The sequence below is a fragment of the Pseudomonas sp. 1L-B-1-E-C1 genome (assembly GCF_057291835.1).
In genome coordinates this window covers 235019-258069 of the sequence record NZ_JBXAWN010000005.1, presented here as the reverse complement: position 1 = coordinate 258069, position 23051 = coordinate 235019, and the positions used below count along the sequence as shown (strand labels likewise).

The following is a 23051-nucleotide window of genomic DNA, read 5'->3' as shown; positions in this document are numbered from 1 at the left end:
TTACGTGAGGACTTTAATGGACGACAACAAGAAGAAAGCCTTGGCTGCGGCCCTGGGTCAGATCGAACGTCAATTCGGCAAGGGTGCCGTAATGCGTATGGGCGATCAGGACCGTCAGGCGATCCCATCCATCTCCACTGGCTCTCTGGGTCTGGACATTGCACTCGGCATTGGCGGTCTGCCAAAAGGCCGTATCGTTGAAATCTACGGTCCTGAATCTTCCGGTAAAACCACACTGACCTTGTCCGTGATCGCTCAGGCACAGAAAGCCGGCGCGACCTGCGCATTCGTCGACGCCGAACACGCCCTCGATCCAGAGTACGCCGGCAAGCTGGGCGTTAACGTTGATGACCTGCTGGTTTCCCAACCGGATACCGGCGAACAGGCTCTGGAAATCACCGACATGCTGGTGCGCTCCAACGCCGTTGACGTGATCATCGTCGACTCCGTGGCGGCACTGGTACCGAAGGCTGAAATCGAAGGTGAAATGGGCGACATGCACGTCGGCCTGCAAGCACGTCTGATGTCTCAGGCGCTGCGTAAGATCACCGGCAACATCAAGAACGCCAACTGCCTGGTCATCTTCATCAACCAGATCCGTATGAAGATTGGCGTGATGTTCGGCAGCCCGGAAACCACCACCGGTGGTAACGCGCTGAAGTTCTACGCTTCGGTTCGTCTCGACATCCGCCGTACCGGCGCGGTGAAGGAAGGCGACGAAGTGGTCGGCAGCGAAACCCGCGTCAAGGTTGTGAAGAACAAGGTGGCTTCGCCGTTCCGTCAGGCCGAATTCCAGATTCTTTATGGCAAGGGCATCTACCTCAATGGCGAGATGATCGACCTGGGTGTGTTGCACGGTTTCGTCGAGAAGTCCGGCGCCTGGTACGCCTACGAAGGCACCAAGATCGGTCAGGGCAAGGCCAACTCGGCCAAGTTCCTGGCGGACAACCCGGAAATCGCCGCGAAGCTCGAGAAGCAGCTGCGTGACAAGCTGCTGGCCCCGGCAGCCGACGTCAAGGCTTCGTTGGCCAAGGACAAAGTCGATGATATGGCTGAGGCCGATGTCGACGTTTGAAGTCTTTGAATGACACTTGTACTGGATACCCTCGTCGCGGTGCGGCGAACCGCCATGGACCTGCTCGCACGTCGCGAGCATGGTCGAGTCGAGTTGACGCGCAAGCTGCGTCAGCGCGGCGCAGAGGCGGAGCTGATCGAAACAGCCCTCGACCGTCTGACGGAAGAAGGGCTGCTTTCCGAAGCCCGCTACCTTGAAAGCTTTGTTTCCTACCGAGCCCGTTCCGGCTATGGCCCGCTGCGAATTCGTGAGGAGCTCAGCCAGCGGGGCTTGCAACGTCCCGATATCGAAATCGCCCTGCGCGAAAGTGGTATCAATTGGCAGGCGCAGCTTCAGGATACGTGGCAACGCAAGTTCTCCGGGCATCTACCGATTGATGCGAAAGAGCGAGCCAAGCAAGGCCGATTTTTGGCGTATCGGGGTTTCTCGATGGAGATGATCAACCGCTTGTTCAGCGGTCGAGAGATGGACGATTAAACCGATTCAATAAAAACGGCTCGCTATTTAAAAATAGCGGGCCGTTTTTTTTTGCTTTCAAATCGCGTTTGAAGGCTCGAGCGAGCGTTGTGCTGTCGGCGGTTTCGAATTGACCCAGTTTTCCGGGAGGTTGATGTAATCCACCAACTCTCTCAGCCGGCCATGAGTGCGACCATTGAACGCAAAGGCCAGCCGCGCCAGATGGCTGTACTGCGCATCGTCGTGTTCTTCACCGTTGTAGGCATGTTGATGAAACTGGTCGCTCAGGCATAGATCAGCGAACTCTTCCTGCATCTGCGCCAGCGCCTGGTCAGTGAGTTTGTGGTTCATGCGAATCACGAATTGGCGCTTGAGCCAGCGGCTGGAGTGGAAGTTGCTGTAGAACTGATTGATCTCTTCCACCGCTTCTTCAACGCTGTAGACCAGCCGCATCAGCTTCATATCCGTCGGCAAAATATAGCGGTTTTCTTCCAGCTGATTGCGGATGAAATCCAGCGCGCCTTGCCAGAACGTCCCGCCCGGGACATCCAGCAACACCACCGGCACCAATGGGCTTTTGCCGGTCTGGATCAGCGTCAACACTTCCAGCGCTTCATCAAGGGTGCCAAACCCGCCCGGGCACAGCACCAGCGCATCAGCCTCTTTAACGAAGAACAGTTTGCGGGTGAAGAAAAAGTGGAACGGCAACAGATTGTCAGTGCCATCGACGGTGGGGTTGGCATGTTGTTCGAAAGGCAGGGTGATGTTGAATCCCAGGCTGTGATCCCGCCCGGCTCCTTCGTGGGCGGCGGCCATGATGCCGCCGCCGGCGCCGGTGATGACCATCATGTCCGCACGCGTCAGCGCTGCGCCGAGTTCGCGGGCCATCGCGTATAGCGGATGTTCCACCGGCGTGCGTGCCGAGCCGAACACAGTGACTTTGCGCCGGCCCTTGAATTGTTCGAGCACACGAAACGCCTGCTCCAGTTCACGCAGGGCTTGCAGAGTGATCTTGGCGTTCCAGCGGTTGTGGTCTTCCTGGGCCATGCGCAGCACGGTGAGGATCATGTCGCGGTAGATAGGGATGTTCGGGCTGTTGGGGGAAACATGGTTGAGTTGTGCTTCGACCTGGCTGATAAGGTCGCCGCTTTCCTGAAAATGACGGCTCAAGAGGTCATTCGGTTGATAAGGCATTCAACGTCTCCTTCTGTACAGAGCGGGTAGCCCTGACAACCAGCGTCCGGGCCGCACTGCAAAAACACACAGGGCCGGCAGTTCCATTTCTGCCGTTAACGAATGATCGGGAATACTCTCAATCTAGACCCTCGCACGTATTCGCGCTGACTTGAACAGTGCGCTGTAACGTTTTGCCTGGCAACCGCTTACTGTTTTGCGCCGAAGCCTCGCCGCTCGTCTGAACGTGTCGCGAAGGGCCATCACTCTGATTTACTCAAATACAGACGTCGCAAGACAACCTTGCGGTTGCACGAGGCAAGGCAATTCAAGGATTCGTGGGTGGCAAGGAGGCGGGATGCATGGCCAGAGTGGTTCTGGAGATCGATACGCAGCTGTATCGAATGTTGCAAGAGTCGGCCAAGACCAATCAATTGAGTCTCGAGGAAGAGTGCTGCCGACGATTGGCCGGCGGCGAGCGTCGCTCGCGCTATCTGCAGGCTCTGGTGGCGGAATTGCGCGCCGAGGATGAACAGCGGCGCGCTAACGCTTCGCGCTGATTACTTTTTCTTCGCAGGTGCAGCTTTCGGACAATCGGACTCCTGATAGCTGGCCGAGCCGATCGCTTTGTTGGTTTTCACTTCGGTGAAGTCGTAACGCATGATCGCGCCCTTGGCCATCAGCTTGCGGTACGACGGGTTATTGCAGACCGACGCGCCCAACTGGAAGTACACAGCCTTGGGATCGGCGCGCATCTTGTCGGCGTGGCTCTTCTGCACGCTCAGATGGTTGATCAGCTGCGTACCCTCGACGGTGTAGCCTTGATCAAGAATGTCTTCATTGATTGCCCGTGGCGTGCCGACGCTGCTTTGGGCGGCGACGTTGCGCAGCTCTCTGTTCAGATTCTGCTCACTCAGGGACGCAGCCTGAGCGGTAAAGGACGACGCCAGCAGAATGGCAGCGGTGGGAACGATAAGGCGCAGCATGAAACTCTCCTGATTCGGTGACTGGTGGTTCGACCCGTCACGGGGCGGTGCGTTCAGTGGCGGCGAATTATAGGTGAGCCGGTCTGGACGGTACAGGCTTGTAGCCCTCGCTCTGGTAAACTGCCGGCCTTTATTGCCCTGCCGAGTGTCGTTCGTGTCGAGTTTCCCTGTCTGCCGGTGTCGCCTGCGATGACCCATGCCCCCAACGCCGTGGCCCGCCTGCGCGATCAGCGTGAGGACGAAGGCATCAAGCCGATTCAGGCGCGCGGCTTTCGCTCCGAGCGCTGCCGTGATTGCCGAGTGATCATCAGCCATTGCCTGTGCGCGTGGCGGCCGAGCGTCGACACCCGTTCGGGCGTGTGCCTGATCATGACCGGCAAGGAAGTGTTCAAACCCAGCAACACCGGCTGGTTGATTGCCGACGTGGTGCGCGACAACCACGCGTTCATCTGGTCACGCACAGAGCCCGATCCGCAAATGCTGGCGCTGCTCAATGATCCGCAATGGCAGCCGTATCTGGTGTTTCCGGGCGAATATGTCGAACCGTCGCGGGTAACCAACACGGTAACCGTCGATAGCAGCAAGCGTCCGCTGTTCATTCTGCTCGATGCGACCTGGACCGAGGCGCGGAAGATCTTCCGCAAGAGTCCGTATTTCGACCGCTTGCCGATCCTCAGCCTGCTGCCCGACAAACTTTCGCGTTATCGCCTGCGCCGTTCGACTCGCAGCGAGCATTTATGCACCGCTGAAGTCGCTGCGTTGTGTCTGGAACTGGCCGGTGACAGCGATGCGGCATCGGCACTGGACGCCTATTTCGATGTGTTCAGCCAGCATTACCTGGGCGCCAAACAGCAGTTGGACATGAATGAGTCGACGCCAGCCCACGCCGAGTTGTTGCCCTATATACGAAAGCCGCAGCCGGCGTTGGCCCAATAGTGGCCCATACTGTCGACAGCGCTGGCCGTGTTGCTTGACCACCCCGGCTTCGCTGGGCATGCTTGGCGCCGTTCAGGGTGCGGCCAAGGTTTGCAACGCCGTGTTTGCTGTTGATTGGCGTTGAACGTGCCCCTGTGGATATCGCCGCGAAGCGGTATCTCGAGTTGCTTTGGCCAGACCGGAATGCACCGCGTCTGCCATCAAAAAAACAGGATCATTTGAAAAATGGCCACATACGACATCCTGATTGCCGATGATCACCCTTTGTTTCGCAGTGCTCTGCATCAAGCAGTGACGCTGGGCCTTGGCCCGGATGTGCGGCTGGTGGAGGTGGCAAGCATCGCTGAACTGGAAACACGTCTGACTGAAAAGGCTGACTGGGATCTGGTTCTGCTGGACCTGAACATGCCCGGCGCCTACGGATTTTCCGGTCTGGTGCTGTTGCGTGGCCAATATCCGCAGATTCCGGTGGTGATGGTTTCGGCGCAGGAAGAAGCTTCGGTGATGGTCAAGTCCCGTGAGTTCGGCGCCAGTGGCTTTATTCCCAAATCCAGTGATCTGAGCGTGATTCAGGAAGCGGTGCGCAAAGTGCTCGATGGCGATGTGTTCTGGCCACCGCAAGCGTTCGAAGCGGTCAGTGTCTCCGATGAAGCCAAGGCTGCCAGCGATGGCCTCGCCAGCCTGACGCCGCAGCAGTTCCGGGTGTTGACCATGGTCTGCGAAGGCCTGCTGAACAAGCAGATTGCCTATGAGCTGAGCGTGTCGGAAGCGACCATCAAGGCGCATGTCACGGCGATCTTTCGCAAGCTGAATGTGCGTACCCGCACCCAGGCGGCTCTATTGCTGCAACAACTTGAGTCAATTCCAAGCCAATAAAGGCTGGCGTCTTCACGCTTTTTTGACTTTTGTTGATCTAGCTTCCCCACTCCTTTTTGGTTGGTTCTTACTTTATGTCACCTTTCAAGGGCCAGACCGGCCTGAAACGCATCCTCAATGCCTCCGGTTATTCGCTGGACGGCCTGCGCGCAGCCTTCACCGGCGAAGCGGCCTTCCGTCAACTGGTGCTGCTCAATGTGGTGCTGGTTCCGCTGACGTTCTTCCTCAATGTCAGCCGAGTCGAGCAGGCGGTGTTGATTGCTGTTTGCTTGCTGGCGCTGATCGTCGAGTTGTTGAATTCGGCGGTGGAAGCGGCCATCGACCGCATCTCGCTGGAACTGCACCCGCTGTCGAAGAATGCCAAGGACATGGGCAGCGCCGCGCAGTTCGTGGCGTTGAGCATGATCGCGCTGGTGTGGGCAGTGATTCTGCTTTAAGCGATGGTCGGCAAGACGATCTCGTCGCTGCGCTGCACCCCGGCGGTGAATGCGCGGCACAGATCGAGAAACTCGCGCATGGCAGAAGTCTGATACTTCTGTTTGTGCCAGATGAAATAGAACTGCCGCGCCAGATCAAGATCCGGCGTTTCCACCGGCACCAGACTGCCGCGGCGGAAGGCATCGCGCAGCGCCAGCCGCGAAATGCAGCCGATCCCCAGACCTGATTCCACCGCACGTTTGATCGCTTCGGTGTGCTCCAGCTCGAGGCGAATGTTCAGCGCGCTGCGATGGTGGCGCATGGCTTGATCGAAGGTCAGCCGCGTGCCGGAACCCTGTTCGCGGAGAATCCACGCCTCGTGGGTCAATTCTTCCATCGTCGCGCTGCCGCGCTTGGCCAACGGATGCTGCGGCGCGCAGAACACCACCAGCTCATCCTCGACCCAACTCTGCACTTCGATGTCGGGATGGCTGCAATCGCCTTCAATCAGACCCAGATCAATTTCGTAATGCGCGACTTGTTGCACGATATTGGCAGTGTTCTGTACATGCAGCTTGACCTGACTTTCGGGGTGGCGCTGCATGAAGCTGCCGATCAGCAGGGTCGCCAGATAGTTGCCAATGGTCAGCGTCGCCCCCACTGATAAAGAGCCGAAACCGGATTTGCCGTTGAGCAGGTCTTCGATTTCCTTGGCCTGATCGAGCAGGGCCACCGCTTGCGGCAACAGTTGTTTGCCGAGGGCGTTGAGGCTCAGGCGTTTGCCGGCGCGGTCGAACAGCTGGCAGCTGGACTGGCGCTCGAGCTCGGTGATCGAAGTGCTGGCCGCCGATTGCGAGAGGTTGAGCAGACCCGCAGCACGGGATACGCTTTCCTGCTGGGCGACGGCGACGAAGACTTGCAGTTGACGGAGAGTAAATCGCATATCGATATAACCGATAACCCTTATCTTAATAATCCAGTTAACAGATATTGTCGTCGCTATTAGAATGCGATGCAATTGCGCACGTTAAGCCTCATCGAGCCGCGCAGACCAATCTCCAGGAGTCAAACGTACATGAGCAACATGAACCACGAGCGTGTCCTCAGTGTTCATCACTGGAACGACACTCTGTTCAGCTTCAAGTGCACCCGCGATCCGGGTCTGCGCTTCGAGAACGGTCAGTTCGTGATGATCGGCCTGCAACAACCCAACGGCCGCCCGCTTATGCGCGCTTACTCGATCGCCAGCCCGAACTGGGAAGAGCATCTCGAGTTCTTCAGCATCAAGGTACAGGACGGTCCGCTGACCTCCCAACTGCAGCACTTGAAGGAAGGCGACGAGATCATCATCTCGAAGAAGCCAACCGGCACTCTGGTACTCGATGACCTCAACCCGGGCAAGCATTTGTACCTGCTGAGCACCGGCACCGGTCTGGCGCCGTTCATGAGCGTTATTCAGGACCCGGAAACCTACGAGCGCTTCGAGAAAGTGATCCTGGTTCACGGTGTGCGTTACGTCAACGAAGTCGCCTACCGCGAGTTCATCACCGAGCACCTGCCGCAGAACGAGTTTTTCGGTGAGGCGCTGCGTGACAAGCTGATCTACTACCCGACCGTGACTCGCGAGCCGTTCGAGAATCAGGGCCGCCTGACCGACCTGATGCGCAGCGGCAAGCTGTTCAGCGACATCGGCCTGCCACCGATCAACCCGCAGGACGACCGCGCGATGATCTGCGGCAGCCCGAGCATGCTCGACGAAACCAGCGAAGTGCTCGACAGCTTCGGCCTGAAGATCTCGGCGCGGATGCGCGAGCCGGGTGATTACCTGATCGAGCGTGCGTTCGTCGAGAAGTAAGCACCACAGAGAGCCCCCATTGCCTTACAGGCAATGGGGGCTTTTTTATGCCCGATACATTTCCTTCATGCCTGCCACGATCCATGTAGGAGCAGCCGAAGGCTGCGATCTTTTGATCTTGCTTTTTAAGATCAAGATCAAAAGATCGCAGCCTTCGGCAGCTCCTACACTGGGCGCGGTTTCAGGCGGTGGCAGGAATGACTTCCAGCACGCAAATCTGCGCAGGCGTCGGGTAATGCCAGCGCACGTCGAGATCCCAGAACTGCGCGCCATACTCACGTTCCGGCGCCGGTGTCTGATACGCCGGACGTGGATCCTGCGCCAGACACTGCTCAATCAGTTCTACCAGCGGCTCGTCGAGGCGCTGTGCGTGTATGTGCGCCTGTTGCAGTGCCGAATCCGCCCACTGCACGTCGATCAACTGCGGCGCCGCGCTGGCGATGTGGTTGGTCGCGCCCGGGATGATATCGGCGTACGGTACATACGGTTTGATATCCAGCACTGGTGTGCCGTCGAGCAGATCGATGCCGGAAATGAACAGGCGATTGGCTTCCACCCTGTCCAGCTTCACTACCGATTGGCCGATGCCGTTTGGTCGGTGCGTGGCGCGGGTGGCGAATACGCCCATCGACTTGTTGCCGCCCAGCCGGGGCGGACGCACCTTCAGGCGCGGCTTTTCTTCCAGGGCTTGATGGAACAGAAACAACAGCCAGACATGGCTGACCTGCTCCAGGCCCTGCACGGCGTCACCCTGATCGAATGGCGCGACCAGTTCCAGCACGCCCCGGGCAGCCGGGGCCAATTGCGGTTGGCGGGGGATGGCGAATTTCTCCTTGAAGCAGGAGCGCACGAAGCCGATGGGGGAGACGCTGTAAGTCATGGTTTGCATTCGAAGCGGGGCAGGGCGGGCATGATAACCCGGCGGGCTTCAAGTCTGGTGCTGACAGGGCTGGCCTCTTCGCGAGCAGGCTCGCTCCCACAGGGGTTGTATGCATGACACAGATCCAATGTGGGAGCGAGCCTGCTCGCGAAGGCCGCACCACCAATTTTAGAGGCTGAACCCACCATCCAGCGGAATAATATTCCCGGTCATATAAGCCCCCGCCGTACTCGCCAGGCTGATCGCCAGCGCCGCCATCTCTTCCTCGCGTCCCCAGCGCTTCATCGGAATCAGCGCAGTATCCTCAGCCAACGCCTGCTCATCGTTACCAATGTGCTGGGTCATCTTGCTCGGAAAGCGCCCCGGCGCAATCACGTTGACGTTGATGTGCTGGCTCACCAGTTCCCGAGCAAGAATTCGCGACAACTGATGCAGGGCGGCCTTGCTCGGCCCATAGGCGTAAGCCTGCTCGCCAAACGAAGAAATCCCCGCCACCGAACCGATGTTGATAATCCGCGCCGGATTCGCCGCCGAACCAGCCTTGCGTAGCAACGGCAGAAACTGCTGGATGCAACTGAACACCGAGGTCACGTTGAGCTGCATGACCTTTTCCCAGCCTTTGACCGGATAGCTCTCCAGCGGCGCGCCCCACGTGGTGCCGGCGTTGTTCACCAGTATGTCCAGATGAGTGATCTGCTCCCCCAGGCGCGCAGCCAGCTCCTGTACACCTTCTTCCGTCGCCAGGTTCGCCGCCACGCCGTGGCACTGGCCCAAGGCGCTGAGTTCTTCAGCCGTTTGATGGCAGGCTTCAGCGTCGCGAGAGCAGACGTAGACACGGGCGCCGGCCTCGACAAAGGCCCTGGCGATCATTTTGCCGATACCACGGGTACCGCCGGTCACCAGAGCGGTGCGGCCTTGCAGGGAAAAGTAGGGATGCATGGCGAGTCCTGAAGATTAGGGATCAGTACACCCTAGTCGTCAGCCGCGAAAAGCGGAGCCACTATTTTTGCAGGGAATGAACGGTCATGCGTTGCGGCGGCGACTATCGGTCGCCACCGCACAAGGGCATCAGGCAGGGCGGACGCGCAGGGTCAGGCCCTTGAGGAAATTACGCAGCAACTGGTCGCCACACGGACGATAGTTGGTGTGGCCGACCTTGCGGAACAGCGCGCTCAGTTCAGGCTTGGACACTGGAAATTCGGCGGCCTTGAGGATCGCGTGCATGTCGTCTTCTTTCAGTTCGAAGGCCACGCGCAGTTTTTTCAGAATGATGTTGTTGGTCACCGGCACTTCGATCGGCTGCAGCGGACGACTTTCGTCCTTGCCGCGTTTGAAGATCACCAGGCCATCGAGGAAGTGTGCGATGACTTCGTCCGGGCAGCGCACGAAACCTTCTTCGTCTTCTTCTTTCTTGTCCAGCCAGGTGATTACATCGGCAAGCGTGACGTCGAGGCCGCCGAGCTTGATGATCTCGACCACTTTCTTGTCGCTGATGTCGAGCATGTAGCGCACGCTGCGCAGTACGTCGTTATGAACCATGTCGGTATTCCTGATGCGTTGTGGGCAGCGCTCGCGAGCGCTGCCGGAATGTGTGGCGGCAGGGAAGTCTCAGAACTTCTCTTTGCCGGACAGGTAGCGCCACTGGCCGAGCGGGACCTTGCCGATCGAGACGCCGCCGATACGGATGCGGCGGATGCCGATGACCTTCAGGCCGACCGCTTCGCAGAACTGCGCGATGATTCCCGGCTGCGGGTTTTTCATGGCGAAGCGCAGACGGTTTTCGTTCTGCCAACTGGCCTTGACCGGCGGCAGCTCCTTGCCCTTGTGGGTCAGGCCATGCTGCAAGCGATTGAGGCCGTGGGCAACCATGTCTCCTTCGACTTCAACCACGTATTCCTGCTCGATCTTCGAAGCATCGGCGGTGAGCTTGCGCAGAATTTTCCAGTCCTGAGTGAACACCAGCAGACCGCTGGCCTTGGGCTGCAGGTCGGCGCTGGCGGTCAGGCGCAGGAAATGCCCGCGCAACGGGCGCTTGCCGTAGCGGTGCTCTTCGCTGAGGGTTTCGGCGCTGAGCGACTGCATGGCGCTGTCGATATCCATGCCGGCGGGGGCGTTGAGCAGAATGGTCACCGGCTCCGGCGCGGTGGCCTTGGCGTCCTTGTCGAGCTCGACCTTCTGGTCGCCGACCTTGAATTGCGGCTCATCGATGACTTCGCCGTCCACGGTGACCCAGCCGCCCTCAATGAACAGCTCGGCCTCCCGGCGGGAGCAACCGACCAGTTCGATGAGGCGTTTGGAGAGGCGAATCGGGTCAGTCATGACAGGGCCGTAACAAAAAAGGGGTGGGCATTGTACCTGTGTGGAAGCGGTTAAGCCCGGTTCCATTTCGGTATCGTTATTTGTAGGAGTGAGCCTGCTCGCGATTGCTTTCTGACATTCAGTATTGATGTCGGCTGGTCTGGCGCTATCGCGAGCAGGCTCACTCCTACAGGGTGTTGTGGTATGTCAGCCGTTGCTGGAGCGCTGTTGGGACTGTCGCAAGCGCATGTGCAGCAACGGATACGGCTGGCCCATGCCATCGACCTCGGAACGGCCGATCACCTCGAAACCCTGTTTCTCATAAAACCCCAGCGCCTGCGGGTTCTGTTCGTTGACGTCGAGTTCATCGGCGTTCAGCCGTTCGATCGCATAGCGGAGCAATTGCTTGCCGAGCCCCTGACCGCGATGATCGGGATCGATGAACAGCATCTCAATCTTGCCCGCCGCCACTCCGGCAAACCCGGTGATGCGCTGTTGCGCGTCTTTGGTACAGATCAGCATCACCGCATCGAGATAACGGGTGAGCACCAGATTGCGCAGCAGCTCGATGTAGCTGTCCGGCAAGAACTGATGAGTTGCACGGACCGAGGCCTCCCAGACCCGGGTCAGTTCTTCGTAATCGCTGATTTTCGGTGTGTGAATGACCCGCTGCTGACGCATGTGCGTGTGCCTCTTGTGCAGTTCAAGGGAGTCCGTCCCCCGCTAAACGATAGCCGCAAAAAAGCCCCGCATCGAGCGAGGCTTTCAATACAGCGATCCCTGTAGGAGCTGACGAGTGAAACGAGGCTGCGATCTTTTGACTTTCAAGATCAAGAGATCGTCCGATCGCGGCCCGAGCCTTCGGCAGCTCCTGCAGGGTGCTCGGCTTTAGATCTGCTCAGCCCACAAATCATATTCGTCGGCATCAGTCACCTTGCACCAGACCTTGTCCCCCGGCTTCAGGTTGCTGCCATTGTCGATAAACACGTTGCCATCGATTTCCGGTGCATCGAAGAAGCAGCGGCCGACCGCGCCTTGCTCGTCGACTTCGTCCACCAGCACTTCGATCTCACGACCGATGCGCATTTGCAGACGTGCCGAGCTGATCGCTTGCTGGTGCGCCATGAAGCGCTCCCAACGATCCTGCTTGACCTCGTCCGGAACAATCTCCAGATCCAGATCATTGGCCGGCGCGCCGTCTACCGGCGAGTACTGGAAGCAGCCGACGCGGTCGAGCTGGGCTTCGGTCAGCCAGTTGAGCAGGTACTGGAAATCTTCTTCGGTTTCGCCCGGGAAGCCGACGATGAAGGTCGAACGGATGATCAGGTCCGGGCAGATTTCGCGCCAGTTCTTGATCCGCGCCAGGGTCTTGTCTTCGAACGCCGGGCGTTTCATCGACTTCAACACTTTCGGGCTGGCGTGCTGGAACGGGATGTCCAGGTACGGCAGGATTTTGCCGGCGGCCATCAGCGGGATCAGCTCGTCGACGTGCGGATACGGGTAAACGTAGTGCAGACGGACCCAGACGCCCAGCGTGCTCAGCGCTTCGCAGAGTTCGGTCATGCGGGTTTTCACCGGCGCGCCGTTCCAGAAACCGGTGCGGTATTTCACATCAACGCCGTAGGCGCTGGTGTCTTGCGAGATCACCAGCAGCTCTTTGACGCCGGATTTGACCAGGCGCTGGGCTTCGTCGAGCACATCACCGACCGGGCGGCTGACCAGTTTGCCGCGCATCGACGGGATGATGCAGAACGAGCAGCTGTGGTTGCAGCCTTCGGAAATTTTCAGGTACGCGTAGTGACGCGGGGTCAGCTTGATGCCTTGTGGCGGCACCAGGTCGATCAGCGGGTTGTGATCCTGACGCGGCGGCACCACTTCGTGCACGGCGTTGACCACTTGCTCGTACTGCTGCGGACCGGTCACGGCGAGCACGCTCGGGTGCACATCGCGGATGTTGCCTTCTTCTACGCCCATGCAACCGGTGACGATGACCTTGCCGTTTTCCTTGATCGCTTCGCCGATCACTTCCAGCGACTCAGCCTTGGCCGAATCGATGAAACCGCAGGTGTTGACCACCACGACGTCGGCGTCCTGATAGGTGGACACCACGTCATAGCCTTCCATGCGCAGCTGGGTCAGGATGCGCTCGGAGTCGACCAGTGCTTTCGGGCAACCCAGAGATACAAAGCCAACCTTCGGATTGGCCGGCGCAGGAGTGGTGGACATGTCTAACCTCGGTGTTTTGTGACGTCGCTTGCTTGATGCGCAAACCGACGGATGGGCGCTTAGGGCGCGCCTCTGATCAAAAAGTGCGCAATTCTAGCGGCGGGCAACGCACTTGACCAGCTTTATACGGGGAAATACGACGAGTGCTGCGCTATGCTTCGCGCCGTTGAGCTTTACCGATTTCTTGCAGTCAATCATTGGTCTGTAACAACAGGTAAAACAGCGCATGCTGCAATACAAAGCATAGTGCTTCCTTCAAAGAAGCCGGTATCGAGATCAGGAGTGTTGGATGGGTCAGGCAAGTAGTCATGCGGCGGGCGCCGAGGGTTCGGCGAGCAGACCGCTGAGCATGCTGGTCGCGGCGGTCGGGGTGGTTTATGGCGACATCGGCACGAGCCCGTTGTACACCCTCAAGGAAGTGTTTTCCGGTGGATACGGTGTGCCGGTCAATCACGACGGCGTACTCGGCATTCTGTCGTTGATCTTCTGGTCGCTGATCTGGGTGGTCTCGATCAAATACATGATGTTCGTGCTGCGCGCCGACAACCAGGGCGAGGGCGGGATCATGGCGCTCACCGCACTGGCACGGCGGGCAGCGGCGGGGCGCAAGCGCCTGCGCACGCTGCTGGTGGTCTGCGGACTGATTGGCGCGGCGCTGTTTTACGGCGACAGCATGATCACCCCGGCCATTTCGGTGCTGTCGGCGATTGAAGGCCTCGGCCTGGCGTTCGACGGCATCGATCACTGGGTGGTGCCGCTGTCTTTGGTCGTGCTGGTCGCGCTGTTTCTGATCCAGCGCCACGGTACCGCGCGGATCGGCATCCTGTTCGGGCCGATCATGGTCACCTGGTTCCTAGTCCTTGGCGCCCTCGGTGTGTACGGCATCAGCCATACCCCGGAAGTGCTGCACGCGATCAATCCGATGTGGGCGGTGAATTTTTTCATTGTGCATCCGGGCATGGGCGTGGCGATTCTCGGCGCCGTGGTGCTGGCGCTGACCGGCGCTGAAGCGCTGTACGCCGACATGGGCCACTTCGGCCGCAAGCCGATCGCCCGCGCCTGGTTCCTGCTGGTGCTGCCGGCGCTGGTGCTCAACTACTTTGGTCAGGGCGCGTTGCTGCTGGAAAGTCCTGACGCGGCGCGTAACCCGTTTTATCTGCTGGCACCGAGCTGGGCGCTGATCCCGCTGGTCGCTCTGTCGACGATGGCCACGGTCATCGCCTCGCAAGCGGTGATTTCCGGCGCGTTCTCCCTGACCCGTCAGGCGATCCAGCTCGGCTACATTCCGCGCATGTACATCCAGCACACCTCCAGCGACGAGCAGGGCCAGATCTACATCGGCGCGGTGAACTGGGCGCTGATGGTCGGCGTGGTGCTGCTGGTGATCGGCTTCGAATCCTCCGGCGCTTTGGCCTCGGCCTACGGCGTGGCGGTGACCGGCACCATGCTCATGACCACCATTCTGGTGTCGGCGGTCATGCTGCTGCTGTGGAAATGGCCACCGATTCTTGCGGTACCGGTGCTGCTTGGCTTCCTGCTGGTGGACGGTCTGTACTTCGCCGCCAACGTGCCGAAGATCGTGCAGGGCGGTGCGTTCCCGGTGATCGCCGGTATCGCCCTGTTCGTGCTGATGACCACCTGGAAGCGCGGCAAGCAACTGCTGGTCGAACGCCTCGACGAAGGCGCGCTGCCGTTGCCGATCTTCATCAGCAGTATCCGCGTGCAACCACCGCATCGCGTGCAGGGCACCGCAGTCTTCCTCACTGCCCGCTCCGACGCCGTGCCGCATGCGCTGTTACACAACCTGCTGCACAATCAGGTGCTGCATGAGCAAGTGGTGCTGCTGACGGTGGTCTACGAAGACATCCCGCGTGTGCCGCCATCGCGGCGCTTCGAAGTCGAAGCGCACGGCGAAGGCTTCTTCCGGGTGATCCTGCACTTCGGCTTCACCGACGAGCCGGACGTGCCGCAGGCGTTGAAACTGTGCCATCTGGAGGATCTGGACTTCAGCCCGATGCGCACCACCTACTTCCTCAGCCGGGAAACGGTGATCGCCTCGAAACTCGAGGGCATGGCGCGTTGGCGTGAGGCGTTGTTTGCGTTCATGTTGAAGAATGCCAATGGCAATTTGCGCTTCTTTAATCTGCCGTTGAATCGGGTGATTGAGTTGGGGACGCAGGTGGAGATGTAAGCTTCTCCTCAACTGAAAAGCCCTCGTCAGCCTTTTGGCTGGCGGGGGCTTTTTTGTGCCCGCAGATAAACTTCAAATCCACTGCAAATCCCCCTGTGGGAGCGAGCTTGCTCGCGAAGGCGTAGTGTCAGTCGACAATCTGTTACCTGACCCTCCGCATTCGCGAGCAAGCTCGCTCCCACAGGGTGTTGGATTGAATCAAGAGGTGCGTTCAGACAGATCAGCTTCAGACTCGGCCTTCGTCCGCGCAGGTCGTGGCATCAACGCCTGAATTACATCATCAATCAAGGCTTTGCCCATCACCGTCAGGTAATGCGCGGCCCAGGCATGGCGGTCGGTGTCTCTGTTGAAGGCTGCGTCTTCTGCGAAGGATTTTGCGAGGGACAGCAGGTCGGAGGATTGGGACAAGGCATTGATGATCGGGATTCCGGAGCGGACATTGAAGAACGCTTGATCCGCGTTGTAGAGGAAAGGGGTGAAGCCGATGGTTTTAACGCTTGCGAGTCCGTGCAGATCAGTTTCGGTCATCGTGTTACTCCTTGGTTCGAAGTGCTGCGACTTTCGTTACCACACGAAAGGGAGGCAGCTGTACGCAGGGTGGTAAACCGGGAACCAAGGAAACCGGCACGCCCGAAAGCGTCCCACGCACAGCCGCCATAACTCGATGAGCGCGCTGTTGCGCTGGTTTCTCCGGGTTACCACACCCGATCGCTGAATGGGTCAGCGACGTCCGGAGAGTATCCCGTTGGAAAACAGCGCAATAGAGCGGCAAAGCGCCCAGATACGAGTTTCGGAGTTTGCCTACAAGGTCCGTGGGCGTCATCTGATATTGCGAGACTGGAAGTAAACGATATTAAACGTCACGCACGAACCGACGTGTGCAAACCACTCAGGTACGTATGACAGCATCAGCGCAACAAGAAGCACAGGATGAATCGAGGGGTCCTCGGATCGAAAAGAAGGCCAGTGAACGATTGCTTATCTTTGATCTAGCCCAAGCAATCAGCCATGACGGTATGCGGGCAAGGTATGCAGCGATTAGTGATCCACCCAAGGGCTTGACTACCCGCCTTAGGTAGTGAGACAAGTGTCCACGTTTTATGGAATGTGGACACTTGAGGTTTTGGGCTAAATGAAGAGTCAAGACATTTTACTTTTGTTCAAAATGGCCAGTCTCCACGCTCAGGAAGAGAACCTCTTGGGGGAGATGGAGGCCGAAGCGAATTCGGACAGGGTCGAAGAGCTGCTCGAGCCTTATGTCGTCAGCCGAATGACCGCAGGGGCGAGCGTGGGGAAGCCATTGGTCACCTATTCCACTGATGGGGAAGACACAATCTTCCAGCGCCGCGAATTCGATTCGCCTTTCTCTGATGGGCCAGGCTGGGAGGGATGGGCGGAACCAGCATCTGATCCACCGCTGACAAGTTGGAGCGATCGGTACTCTCTGCGTGCACTGTCTGCCTCTCTCGGACTGAGCAAAAGCGAAGTCTCGAATGCTCTCGCTCGATGCCGGGAATCGGGGTTGCTCATCCACGACTACGACACCGGGCTTGCCAAAGTGCACCGCCGAGAACTGCTGAAAATTACCGAGCACGCGCTGAAGTACTTCTTCCCGGTCAAGCCTGGCGCGATGGTTCGTGGCATACCCACGGGCTTTGCGGCGCCTGCGCTGTCCAAAAGTATCAAGAGTGCGGGTGGTTTGATTCCGGTCTGGCCGGATGCGCAGGGAACCGAGCGAGGTCAAGCGATAGAGCCGCTTTACAAAACAGTGCCGGAAGCGGTGAAAAAAGACCGGATCCTTTACCACTATCTGGCGCTCGCTGATGCAATCCGTCTGGGTGGTCCGCGTGAGTGTGGTGTGGCAATCAGTATTCTGAAGGCAGGGATGGGGCTGAAATAACATGTCGTCAAACGCGGATCACAACTACGAACTCATTGAGTTCGTGGCTGAAGGCTTGGGCGAGGCGTTTCTCGCTGAAGTTGCTTTTGTTGGCGGTTGCACAACCGCCATGCTGGTTACAGATACAGCCGTGCTGGACGACATTCGTTTCACTGATGACGTTGATCTTGTGATCGAGTTGGCCGGTATCAGCGCCTGGAACCATCTCACCGAACGGCTGGCGGCCAAGGGATTCAAGATCACCGGTGAGGACGAGGTCAATTGTCGTTTTCGCTTCAATGACGTTGTTGTGGATGTCATGCCTTCCGACCCTGCAGTGCTCGGCTATGCCAACCGCTGGTTCGTCGAGGGGCTGGCGAGGGCGGATAAATTCACCCCTGCCCAGCGGCACTGTCATCCAGATATTCCAGCCCACGTATTTTCTCGCGACGAAACTGGAAGCTTTCGCCGGTCGGGGAAATGGTGATCCTTATCACAAGGATGTCGAGGACATGATCATCTTGATCGATGGTCGGCCTGAGCTGTTGGAGGAGGTGCGCCAGGCTGACACGGACCTCACGGCGTTCATCACAGAGGGAGTCCAGAAGCTGATGGCGCTCGATGGGGTTGGCTACGTGATCGAAAGTTCAGGCTCGGTGCAGGCGAATCCAGGCAGAGGGCAGATTATTCACAGGCGTATGAAAGCGCTGGCCAGCGCATGAGATACCTCTCCCGATCAATCACTGGGCAAGCCAGCAGAGCAAATAATGACTATGCCGGAGCGACCTGTGATGGTGACAGTGGGTTATTTGTTGTCGCGGATGGCACTTCCAGGCGCGGCAGTGGACAGCTGGCTGAATGCTTTGTAACCGGGACATTAGCGGCTTACTCCAACCGGATGGAACAGGGTGGTTATCCAGCAGACCCCGAAGCAGTTCGGCGCTTGTTGGATTCACTACTTGCGGATTTTCATGTCTCGTTGCCCGCTGATCAGGCGGGAGCCATCTGCTACCTGATTGGCTTGGTCGCTCATGGCCGGCTCACGATTGCATACGAGGGAGATTGTTCATGTGGGATTGTTACTCCATCGGGTGCCATCGAGTGGATCACGCCTCCTCACTGCAAGGCCAACTGGCGCCGCGACCGTTCGCACTGTGAGTTGGCGCAAGACCCCGCGCGAAATTCGGTAACACGATGCTTGAAGATCAATCGGGTTCCGAATCCTGAATTTGTTTGTTGTGCACTGGAGGCTGTTGAGCGCTTGGTATTTGTCACTGATGGCTTTTGGGCGGACTTGACGCAAGCCCAGCAAAGCAGTTTGTTGGCGGCGCCGGATAGCGACTTCAGCGTTGGCGACGATGATGTCACGTGGATAGATGTTCAGCTTGTCCAGCGGGACTGACGAGTTGTCTGAATCCAGCGCCATCCCTTGTAGGAGTGAGCCTGCTCGCGATAGCGGTGTGTCAGTTGGCAAATAGGTGGCTGACACTCCGCTATCGCGAGCAGGCTCACTCCTACAGGGGATTGGGGTGATCCACGCAAATGTAAAAAGCCCCCGCTATTGTGAGATGGCGGGGGCTTTTGTAGTCGGCGCTTCAGATCACTCTTCGGCCACCGAATCCTTGCTCTGGCGCTTCTGAATCAGCTCCACCAGACGCTTGGCCAGCGCCGGGTAGTTCTCGTCGAAGTGGTGACCGCCGGGCAGTTTCACCGGTTCACCGACTGCAGTCTTGTCGGTGCAGCCACTCTCATCCGTCTCTTCTTCACCATAGATGCACACAACCTTCGCCGCTGGCAGCTTGGCCATTTCCGGGCCGGTGGCGGCTTCTTTGCCGGCGTTGCCGAGCCAGCCTTCGACTTCGATTTCGAAGCTGCCGGTGCGGGCGAAGGCGAGCAGGATGATCGCGTCGACGCGCTGCTGTTCGTTCTCTGGCAGGCGGTTGTAGATCGCTGGCAGGACGTCGGCGCCGAACGAGTAGCCGGTGAGGATGAAGCGCTTGGTGCCCCATTTCTGCCGGTAGTGCTGCATCAGTTCGGTGAGGTCCAGGGCGCTTTGTTCCGGGCTTTTGTGCTGCCAGTAGTAGCGCAGGGTGTCGATGCCGACCACCGGGTAGCCGATCTTGGCCATTTCCCCGGCGACGTCGCGGTCGAGGTCGCGCCAGCCGCCGTCACCGGAGAGGAACAGGGTCACGGTGTCGTTGGCCTGACCGGCCGGGACTTCCACTACCGGTATTGCCAGCCCGCCGTTGGCCTTGTCGCCGCCGACGAGGATTTTGCGCAGTTCGTTGTTCAGCACTTGCGGCAGGTTGATGTCGTAGTCGCTGATGCTGGTTTCGGCGTTCGGCTGATCGCGCACGAACCCTGCGCTGGCGTCGTCCGGGTTGTCGTTCCACGCCACCAGCCAGTGGCCATGGGCGGCGGATTTTGGCAGCAGGTGGGTGCAGCCGGGCTTTTCCAGGGCCAGATCGACGGAGATGGCCTGGGCCTTGTCCTCTTTCTGTTCCGCCAGCCAGCGCCACGCCAGCACGGCGCCCGGGCCGATACCGCTGACCAGAGTGGCCGGGCCGTTGAGTTCGCGCAGGCCAGATTGCAGTGCACGGCTTTGCAGCAGGCAGTCCTTGGGCAGAATCACCTGGACAATCTGCGCCGAAGCGCTGCGGCTGAGGGTGGTCAGTTGTTTCTCGGAGAGCTTCTGTTCGTCGGTGACAGCCACCAACACCTGAGCCTTGGGCTTGCTGCCCGGAATCACCCGGGTCATGGCCGCGCCATCGGCGGGTTTCAACTGTTCGACGGTCGGTTCCGGTGCGGGGCGTTTGAGGTACCAGTAACCGCCGCCGGCAATCACGGCCAGCACCAGCAGTGCGGCCAGGATGTACTTCAGGGAGCGTTGAATCATCAGCGTTTCACCAATCCAGTCAAGCCGCCCGCGATCAGGGCGGCAGTGTCGGCCAGCGCCACGAGCGGATCGAGTCCGGCGGGCACGGCCATATAACGGGGTTCCCAGTCAGGCTGGAACTTGTCTTTGAAGCGGCGCAAGCCTTGGAAGTTGTACAACTGCTCACCACGGCGGAAAACCATCGAGCCCAGACGCTGGGTCAGTGGCGCACCACGGCGGGGTTGCAACCCCGACAACGGCACCATGCCCAGGCTGAAGCGCGCGTATCCGTGACTCTTATAGTGTTGAATCAGGCCGACCATCATGAATTCCATGGTCAGCTTCGGCGCTTCCGGGTGCGCGCGCATCAGGTCGAGACTGGCCAGATCGTGGCTGTAAGTCTCAAGCAGATTGGCGAACGCCACCGGACGGCCTTCAAAGCGAATCACCGCAATGCGGAAATGCTTCAGGTAATCGTCGCTGAAACGGCCGAGGGAGAAACCTTTCTCACGCACGTTCTTGCCGGTCAGCCAGGCATCGGAAATCACTTTCAGCTCATCCATCGGCGCCTGGCCCGGATCAAAGATTTCCAGCGACAGACCATCGCGGGTGCCACGGTTCCAGGTGTAGCGCAGGTCCTTCATCTCCTTGCCCTTGGCTTCCAGATCGAAGCGCAGCAGATCGACCCGGGCTTCTTCGCCGAGCTTGATCGCGGTCAGGCCGATGTCCATGTAGTACGGCAGATTCTCCGCACGTACCTGATAGAACACCGGGCGGGTGTGATGGATGTCGCAGAGGTCGCGGAACTGCCAGATCATTTCCGCGCGCTGCTGGCTCGGCCCGATCGGGTCGTACAGCGCCACCAGACTGCGGCCACGGCGGGCGTACATCAGGAACGCCTCGTCGTTGGGGTGAAACAGCAACGCCTTGTCACCGGTCAACGCGAGACCGCCGTCGGGTTGCGACGAGGCCATGAGGATTGTCGCCGCGCGATCCAGTTCGTCTGGCGTCGGCAAATGAATCACCGGGCGTGCGGTGCGCAGCAGCCAGGTCAGCGAGATGATCACCAGCAACACCGCCGCGCCGAGCAGCGAGCGCAGACCGCGCGGCGCGTCGGCGTCGAGGGTGAACTGCCACCACAGTTGATGGCTGTAGGGCACATCCTGATAGGCGAACAGCAGCAACCAGGCCGAAGCGCCCAGCACACACAGGCTGGCCACCAGATACAGCGGCGAGAACGGCAGTTCGGTCAAACGGCTCGGGCGGTAGAAGGAGCGGCGGAACAGTCCCAGTAGTGCTGCCGTCAGCGTCATCAGCGTGGCTTCTTCCCAGTCGAAGCCTTTGAGCAGCGAGAGCAGGGCGCCGACCAGCAGCAGAATGGTGGTCAGCATCCACGCCGCCGACAGGCGTCGGCGCAGGCCTTGGGCGAGCAGCAGACAGAGCACGCCGACCAGGCTGGCGCCGAAGTGCGAGGCGTCGACCAGACGATGCGGGATCAGAAAACCGATGTGCTCCAGGCGCGTGTCGATCTCGGGAGTGGCGCCGGAGAACAGCAGCACCACGCCAGACAGAAACACCAGCACCGCCAGAATCGGCGCGGCCAGACCGGACGCGGCGCGCATGGTCTGGGTCTGAAACAGGCGCTGGCCTTCGTTGATCAGCAACAGCACACAGGCGACCAGCAGCGGCAACACCACATAGATCAGTCGATACAGCAGCAGGGCAGCGGCCAGCGGTGCGGCGCCGAGCTTGTCGGCAAACGCCGCGAGCAGAATTGCTTCGAACACACCGACGCCGCCCGGCACATGACTGAGCACACCCGCGGCCAGGGCCAACAGGTAGACCAGCAGGAACGGCGCAAACGGCGGCGCTTCCGGCAGCAACAAATAGAGAACGGTGGCGGCAGCCGCGACGTCGAGGGCGGTGATCACCAGTTGCAGGAAGGTCAGGCGTCGACCTGGCAGGCGCAACGTGCGCCGACCGGCGCGAACCAGCAGATTGTCGGGGTAGGGTTGTTCCGGCAGACGACGGCGATAGATGCCGATCGCCAGCACTGCACCGAGGATGAGTACAGCGGCGGCGACCGAACCGAGCAAGACTTCGGACAATCCCAGTGCTTGCGAGGCGGCGGGCAGGTTGCTCAAGGTCGCCAGCGCGGCCAGCGGCGGCAAGGCGCAGCCCAGCGAGAGGCTGGCGAACAGCGTCATGTGCGCAACTTCTGACGCACCGACACCCAACCGCGCATATAAACGATAACGAACCGAGCCACCGGAAAGCAGCGACAGGCCAATCGCATTGCCGATCGCAAACGCGGTGAAACCGCCGAGGGCGAGCGTGCGCGGCGGCAGTTTCACACCGGCGTAGCGGCTGGCCGACCATTCATAGCCGAGCAGAATGATGAAACCGACCACGGTCGCGCCGATGGCGCCGAGCAGGGCCGGTTTCGGCACGTCGAGAATCGAGTCATGCAACGCATAGAGATCGAGCTCGGCGAGCAGATGGCGGCAGGCAATCAGGGCAATGGCAAACAGCAGCAACGTCACCGCCAGACCGATCGGCTGACGGTATTTGCTTAACCGATCCAGCCAGCGCAAACGCTTTGGCTTGATCGGTTGTTCTGCTGTAACGGTGTCTTGTGGATCAGACGAGTTGGCGCGCATCAATCACCTCTTGGATTGTGCGCGACAGGATGGAGGTATCCAGCCAAGTTACCAATCCCTGTAGAAAAAAATAATCACAAAATACTACGCCTCTCGTCGGGCATCGGCGAGGGCAGTTCCTGGATTGCAGAAACCCTGTCTGCGACTCAAGCATAGCCGCAACACAGCACTTCCGATGATCCCCAGCGGTTCACTGCACAGTGACAGATCATTGTTGCGAAAGGACTTTTTCGACAGATACAAAAAAGGCCACTCTTTCGAGTAGCCT

The 23051-nt window shown here is 59.3% G+C and carries 22 protein-coding genes and 1 pseudogene; 11 read left to right on the top strand and 12 right to left on the bottom strand.

Annotated features, from left to right (window positions below; genetic code table 11):
• Window positions 1–16: 16 nt before the first annotated feature.
• Both recA and recX read left to right on the top strand, forming a co-directional pair.
• Window positions 17–1075 (top strand): recombinase RecA, encoded by a 1059-nt coding sequence (recA, locus tag AC0Z4S_RS11285; protein WP_253499704.1) that lies wholly within the window; start codon window positions 17–19, stop codon window positions 1073–1075.
• A gap of 9 nt (window positions 1076–1084) precedes the next feature.
• Window positions 1085–1552, top strand: coding sequence for a recombination regulator RecX (gene recX / locus AC0Z4S_RS11280; RefSeq protein ID WP_485623028.1), 468 nt, complete (start codon window positions 1085–1087; stop codon window positions 1550–1552).
• 57 nt (window positions 1553–1609) lie between these two features.
• Here the strand turns inward: recX and AC0Z4S_RS11275 are convergent, their stop codons facing one another.
• Window positions 1610–2725, bottom strand: a complete 1116-nt coding sequence (locus tag AC0Z4S_RS11275; RefSeq protein WP_485623026.1) for an LOG family protein — start codon at window positions 2723–2725, stop codon at window positions 1610–1612.
• 341 nt (window positions 2726–3066) lie between these two features.
• Here AC0Z4S_RS11275 and AC0Z4S_RS11270 point away from each other — a divergent pair, with 341 nt between their 5' ends.
• Complete coding sequence (locus tag AC0Z4S_RS11270; RefSeq protein ID WP_039762578.1) at window positions 3067–3264, top strand: hypothetical protein; 198 nt, start codon at window positions 3067–3069, stop codon at window positions 3262–3264.
• Here the strand turns inward: AC0Z4S_RS11270 and AC0Z4S_RS11265 are convergent, their stop codons facing one another.
• Entirely contained in the window at window positions 3265–3690 is a 426-nt protein-coding gene (locus AC0Z4S_RS11265) for a PA3611 family quorum-sensing-regulated virulence factor (protein ID WP_007908738.1), read from the bottom strand.
• Between the two features lie 189 nt (window positions 3691–3879).
• Between AC0Z4S_RS11265 and AC0Z4S_RS11260 the strand changes: the two genes are divergently transcribed.
• The 3 genes from AC0Z4S_RS11260 to AC0Z4S_RS11250 all read left to right on the top strand — a co-directional run bounded on the left by AC0Z4S_RS11260 (window position 3880) and on the right by AC0Z4S_RS11250 (window position 5939).
• The gene (locus tag AC0Z4S_RS11260) at window positions 3880–4626 is read left to right on the top strand and encodes a tRNA-uridine aminocarboxypropyltransferase (RefSeq protein ID WP_253499719.1); all 747 of its coding nucleotides are present in this window, start codon (window positions 3880–3882) and stop codon (window positions 4624–4626) included.
• A 225-nt stretch (window positions 4627–4851) separates the two neighbouring features.
• Complete coding sequence (erdR, locus tag AC0Z4S_RS11255) at window positions 4852–5502, top strand: response regulator transcription factor ErdR (protein ID WP_329517419.1); 651 nt, start codon at window positions 4852–4854, stop codon at window positions 5500–5502.
• Between the two features lie 74 nt (window positions 5503–5576).
• Entirely contained in the window at window positions 5577–5939 is a 363-nt protein-coding gene (locus AC0Z4S_RS11250; RefSeq protein ID WP_090282071.1) for a diacylglycerol kinase, read from the top strand.
• Here AC0Z4S_RS11250 and AC0Z4S_RS11245 read toward each other — a convergent pair.
• Window positions 5936–6862, bottom strand: coding sequence for a LysR family transcriptional regulator (locus tag AC0Z4S_RS11245; protein ID WP_042607042.1), 927 nt, complete (start codon window positions 6860–6862; stop codon window positions 5936–5938). The genes AC0Z4S_RS11250 and AC0Z4S_RS11245 overlap by 4 nt on opposite strands.
• A gap of 132 nt (window positions 6863–6994) precedes the next feature.
• On the opposite strand from AC0Z4S_RS11245, the gene fpr reads away from it, so the two are divergent.
• The gene (fpr, locus tag AC0Z4S_RS11240) at window positions 6995–7774 is read left to right on the top strand and encodes a ferredoxin-NADP reductase (protein WP_007908723.1); all 780 of its coding nucleotides are present in this window, start codon (window positions 6995–6997) and stop codon (window positions 7772–7774) included.
• A 181-nt stretch (window positions 7775–7955) separates the two neighbouring features.
• Here fpr and tsaA read toward each other — a convergent pair whose 3' ends face one another.
• The 6 genes from tsaA to rimO all read right to left on the bottom strand — a co-directional run bounded on the left by tsaA (window position 7956) and on the right by rimO (window position 13178).
• Window positions 7956–8654, bottom strand: a complete 699-nt coding sequence (gene tsaA / locus AC0Z4S_RS11235; protein WP_485623024.1) for a tRNA (N6-threonylcarbamoyladenosine(37)-N6)-methyltransferase TrmO — start codon at window positions 8652–8654, stop codon at window positions 7956–7958.
• 168 nt (window positions 8655–8822) lie between these two features.
• A complete protein-coding gene (locus AC0Z4S_RS11230) occupies window positions 8823–9593 on the bottom strand; it encodes an SDR family oxidoreductase (RefSeq protein WP_485623023.1) in 771 nt (256 codons plus the stop codon).
• A gap of 129 nt (window positions 9594–9722) precedes the next feature.
• Window positions 9723–10193 (bottom strand): YehS family protein, encoded by a 471-nt coding sequence (locus tag AC0Z4S_RS11225; protein WP_485623022.1) that lies wholly within the window; start codon window positions 10191–10193, stop codon window positions 9723–9725.
• A 69-nt stretch (window positions 10194–10262) separates the two neighbouring features.
• The gene (locus AC0Z4S_RS11220; RefSeq protein ID WP_485623021.1) at window positions 10263–10973 is read right to left on the bottom strand and encodes an rRNA pseudouridine synthase; all 711 of its coding nucleotides are present in this window, start codon (window positions 10971–10973) and stop codon (window positions 10263–10265) included.
• Between the two features lie 186 nt (window positions 10974–11159).
• A complete protein-coding gene (locus tag AC0Z4S_RS11215; protein WP_485623020.1) occupies window positions 11160–11633 on the bottom strand; it encodes a GNAT family N-acetyltransferase in 474 nt (157 codons plus the stop codon).
• 207 nt (window positions 11634–11840) lie between these two features.
• A complete protein-coding gene (gene rimO, locus AC0Z4S_RS11210) occupies window positions 11841–13178 on the bottom strand; it encodes a 30S ribosomal protein S12 methylthiotransferase RimO (protein WP_042607049.1) in 1338 nt (445 codons plus the stop codon).
• Window positions 13179–13527: 349 nt separating this feature from the next.
• Between rimO and AC0Z4S_RS11205 the strand changes: the two genes are divergently transcribed.
• Window positions 13528–15369 carry a potassium transporter Kup gene (locus tag AC0Z4S_RS11205; protein ID WP_485623128.1) on the top strand — a complete coding sequence of 614 codons (1842 nt, stop codon included), beginning with the start codon at window positions 13528–13530 and terminating at the stop codon, window positions 15367–15369.
• A 198-nt stretch (window positions 15370–15567) separates the two neighbouring features.
• Here the strand turns inward: AC0Z4S_RS11205 and AC0Z4S_RS11200 are convergent, their stop codons facing one another.
• A complete protein-coding gene (locus AC0Z4S_RS11200) occupies window positions 15568–15897 on the bottom strand; it encodes a DUF3077 domain-containing protein (RefSeq protein ID WP_485623019.1) in 330 nt (109 codons plus the stop codon).
• A 604-nt stretch (window positions 15898–16501) separates the two neighbouring features.
• On the opposite strand from AC0Z4S_RS11200, the gene AC0Z4S_RS11195 reads away from it, so the two are divergent.
• From AC0Z4S_RS11195 to AC0Z4S_RS11185, 3 genes and pseudogenes are all read left to right on the top strand, one after another.
• Window positions 16502–17269: a MarR family transcriptional regulator gene (locus tag AC0Z4S_RS11195; protein WP_485623018.1), complete on the top strand. Its 768-nt coding sequence runs from the start codon at window positions 16502–16504 to the stop codon at window positions 17267–17269.
• Window position 17270: 1 nt separating this feature from the next.
• A pseudogene (locus AC0Z4S_RS11190) lies at window positions 17271–17970 on the top strand (nucleotidyl transferase AbiEii/AbiGii toxin family protein).
• Window positions 17967–18650: a serine/threonine protein phosphatase gene (locus AC0Z4S_RS11185; RefSeq protein ID WP_485623017.1), complete on the top strand. Its 684-nt coding sequence runs from the start codon at window positions 17967–17969 to the stop codon at window positions 18648–18650. Before AC0Z4S_RS11190 ends, AC0Z4S_RS11185 begins: the two are co-directional and overlap by 4 nt.
• Window positions 18651–18848: 198 nt before the next feature.
• Here the strand turns inward: AC0Z4S_RS11185 and AC0Z4S_RS11180 are convergent, their stop codons facing one another.
• Together AC0Z4S_RS11180 and mprF are read right to left on the bottom strand one after the other, a co-directional pair.
• On the bottom strand, window positions 18849–20144 hold the full coding sequence (locus AC0Z4S_RS11180; protein WP_485623015.1) for a virulence factor family protein: 1296 nt from the start codon (window positions 20142–20144) through the stop codon (window positions 18849–18851).
• Complete coding sequence (gene mprF, locus AC0Z4S_RS11175) at window positions 20144–22783, bottom strand: bifunctional lysylphosphatidylglycerol flippase/synthetase MprF (protein WP_485623014.1); 2640 nt, start codon at window positions 22781–22783, stop codon at window positions 20144–20146. Before mprF ends, AC0Z4S_RS11180 begins: the two co-directional genes overlap by 1 nt.
• Between the last annotated feature and the right edge of the window lie 268 nt (window positions 22784–23051).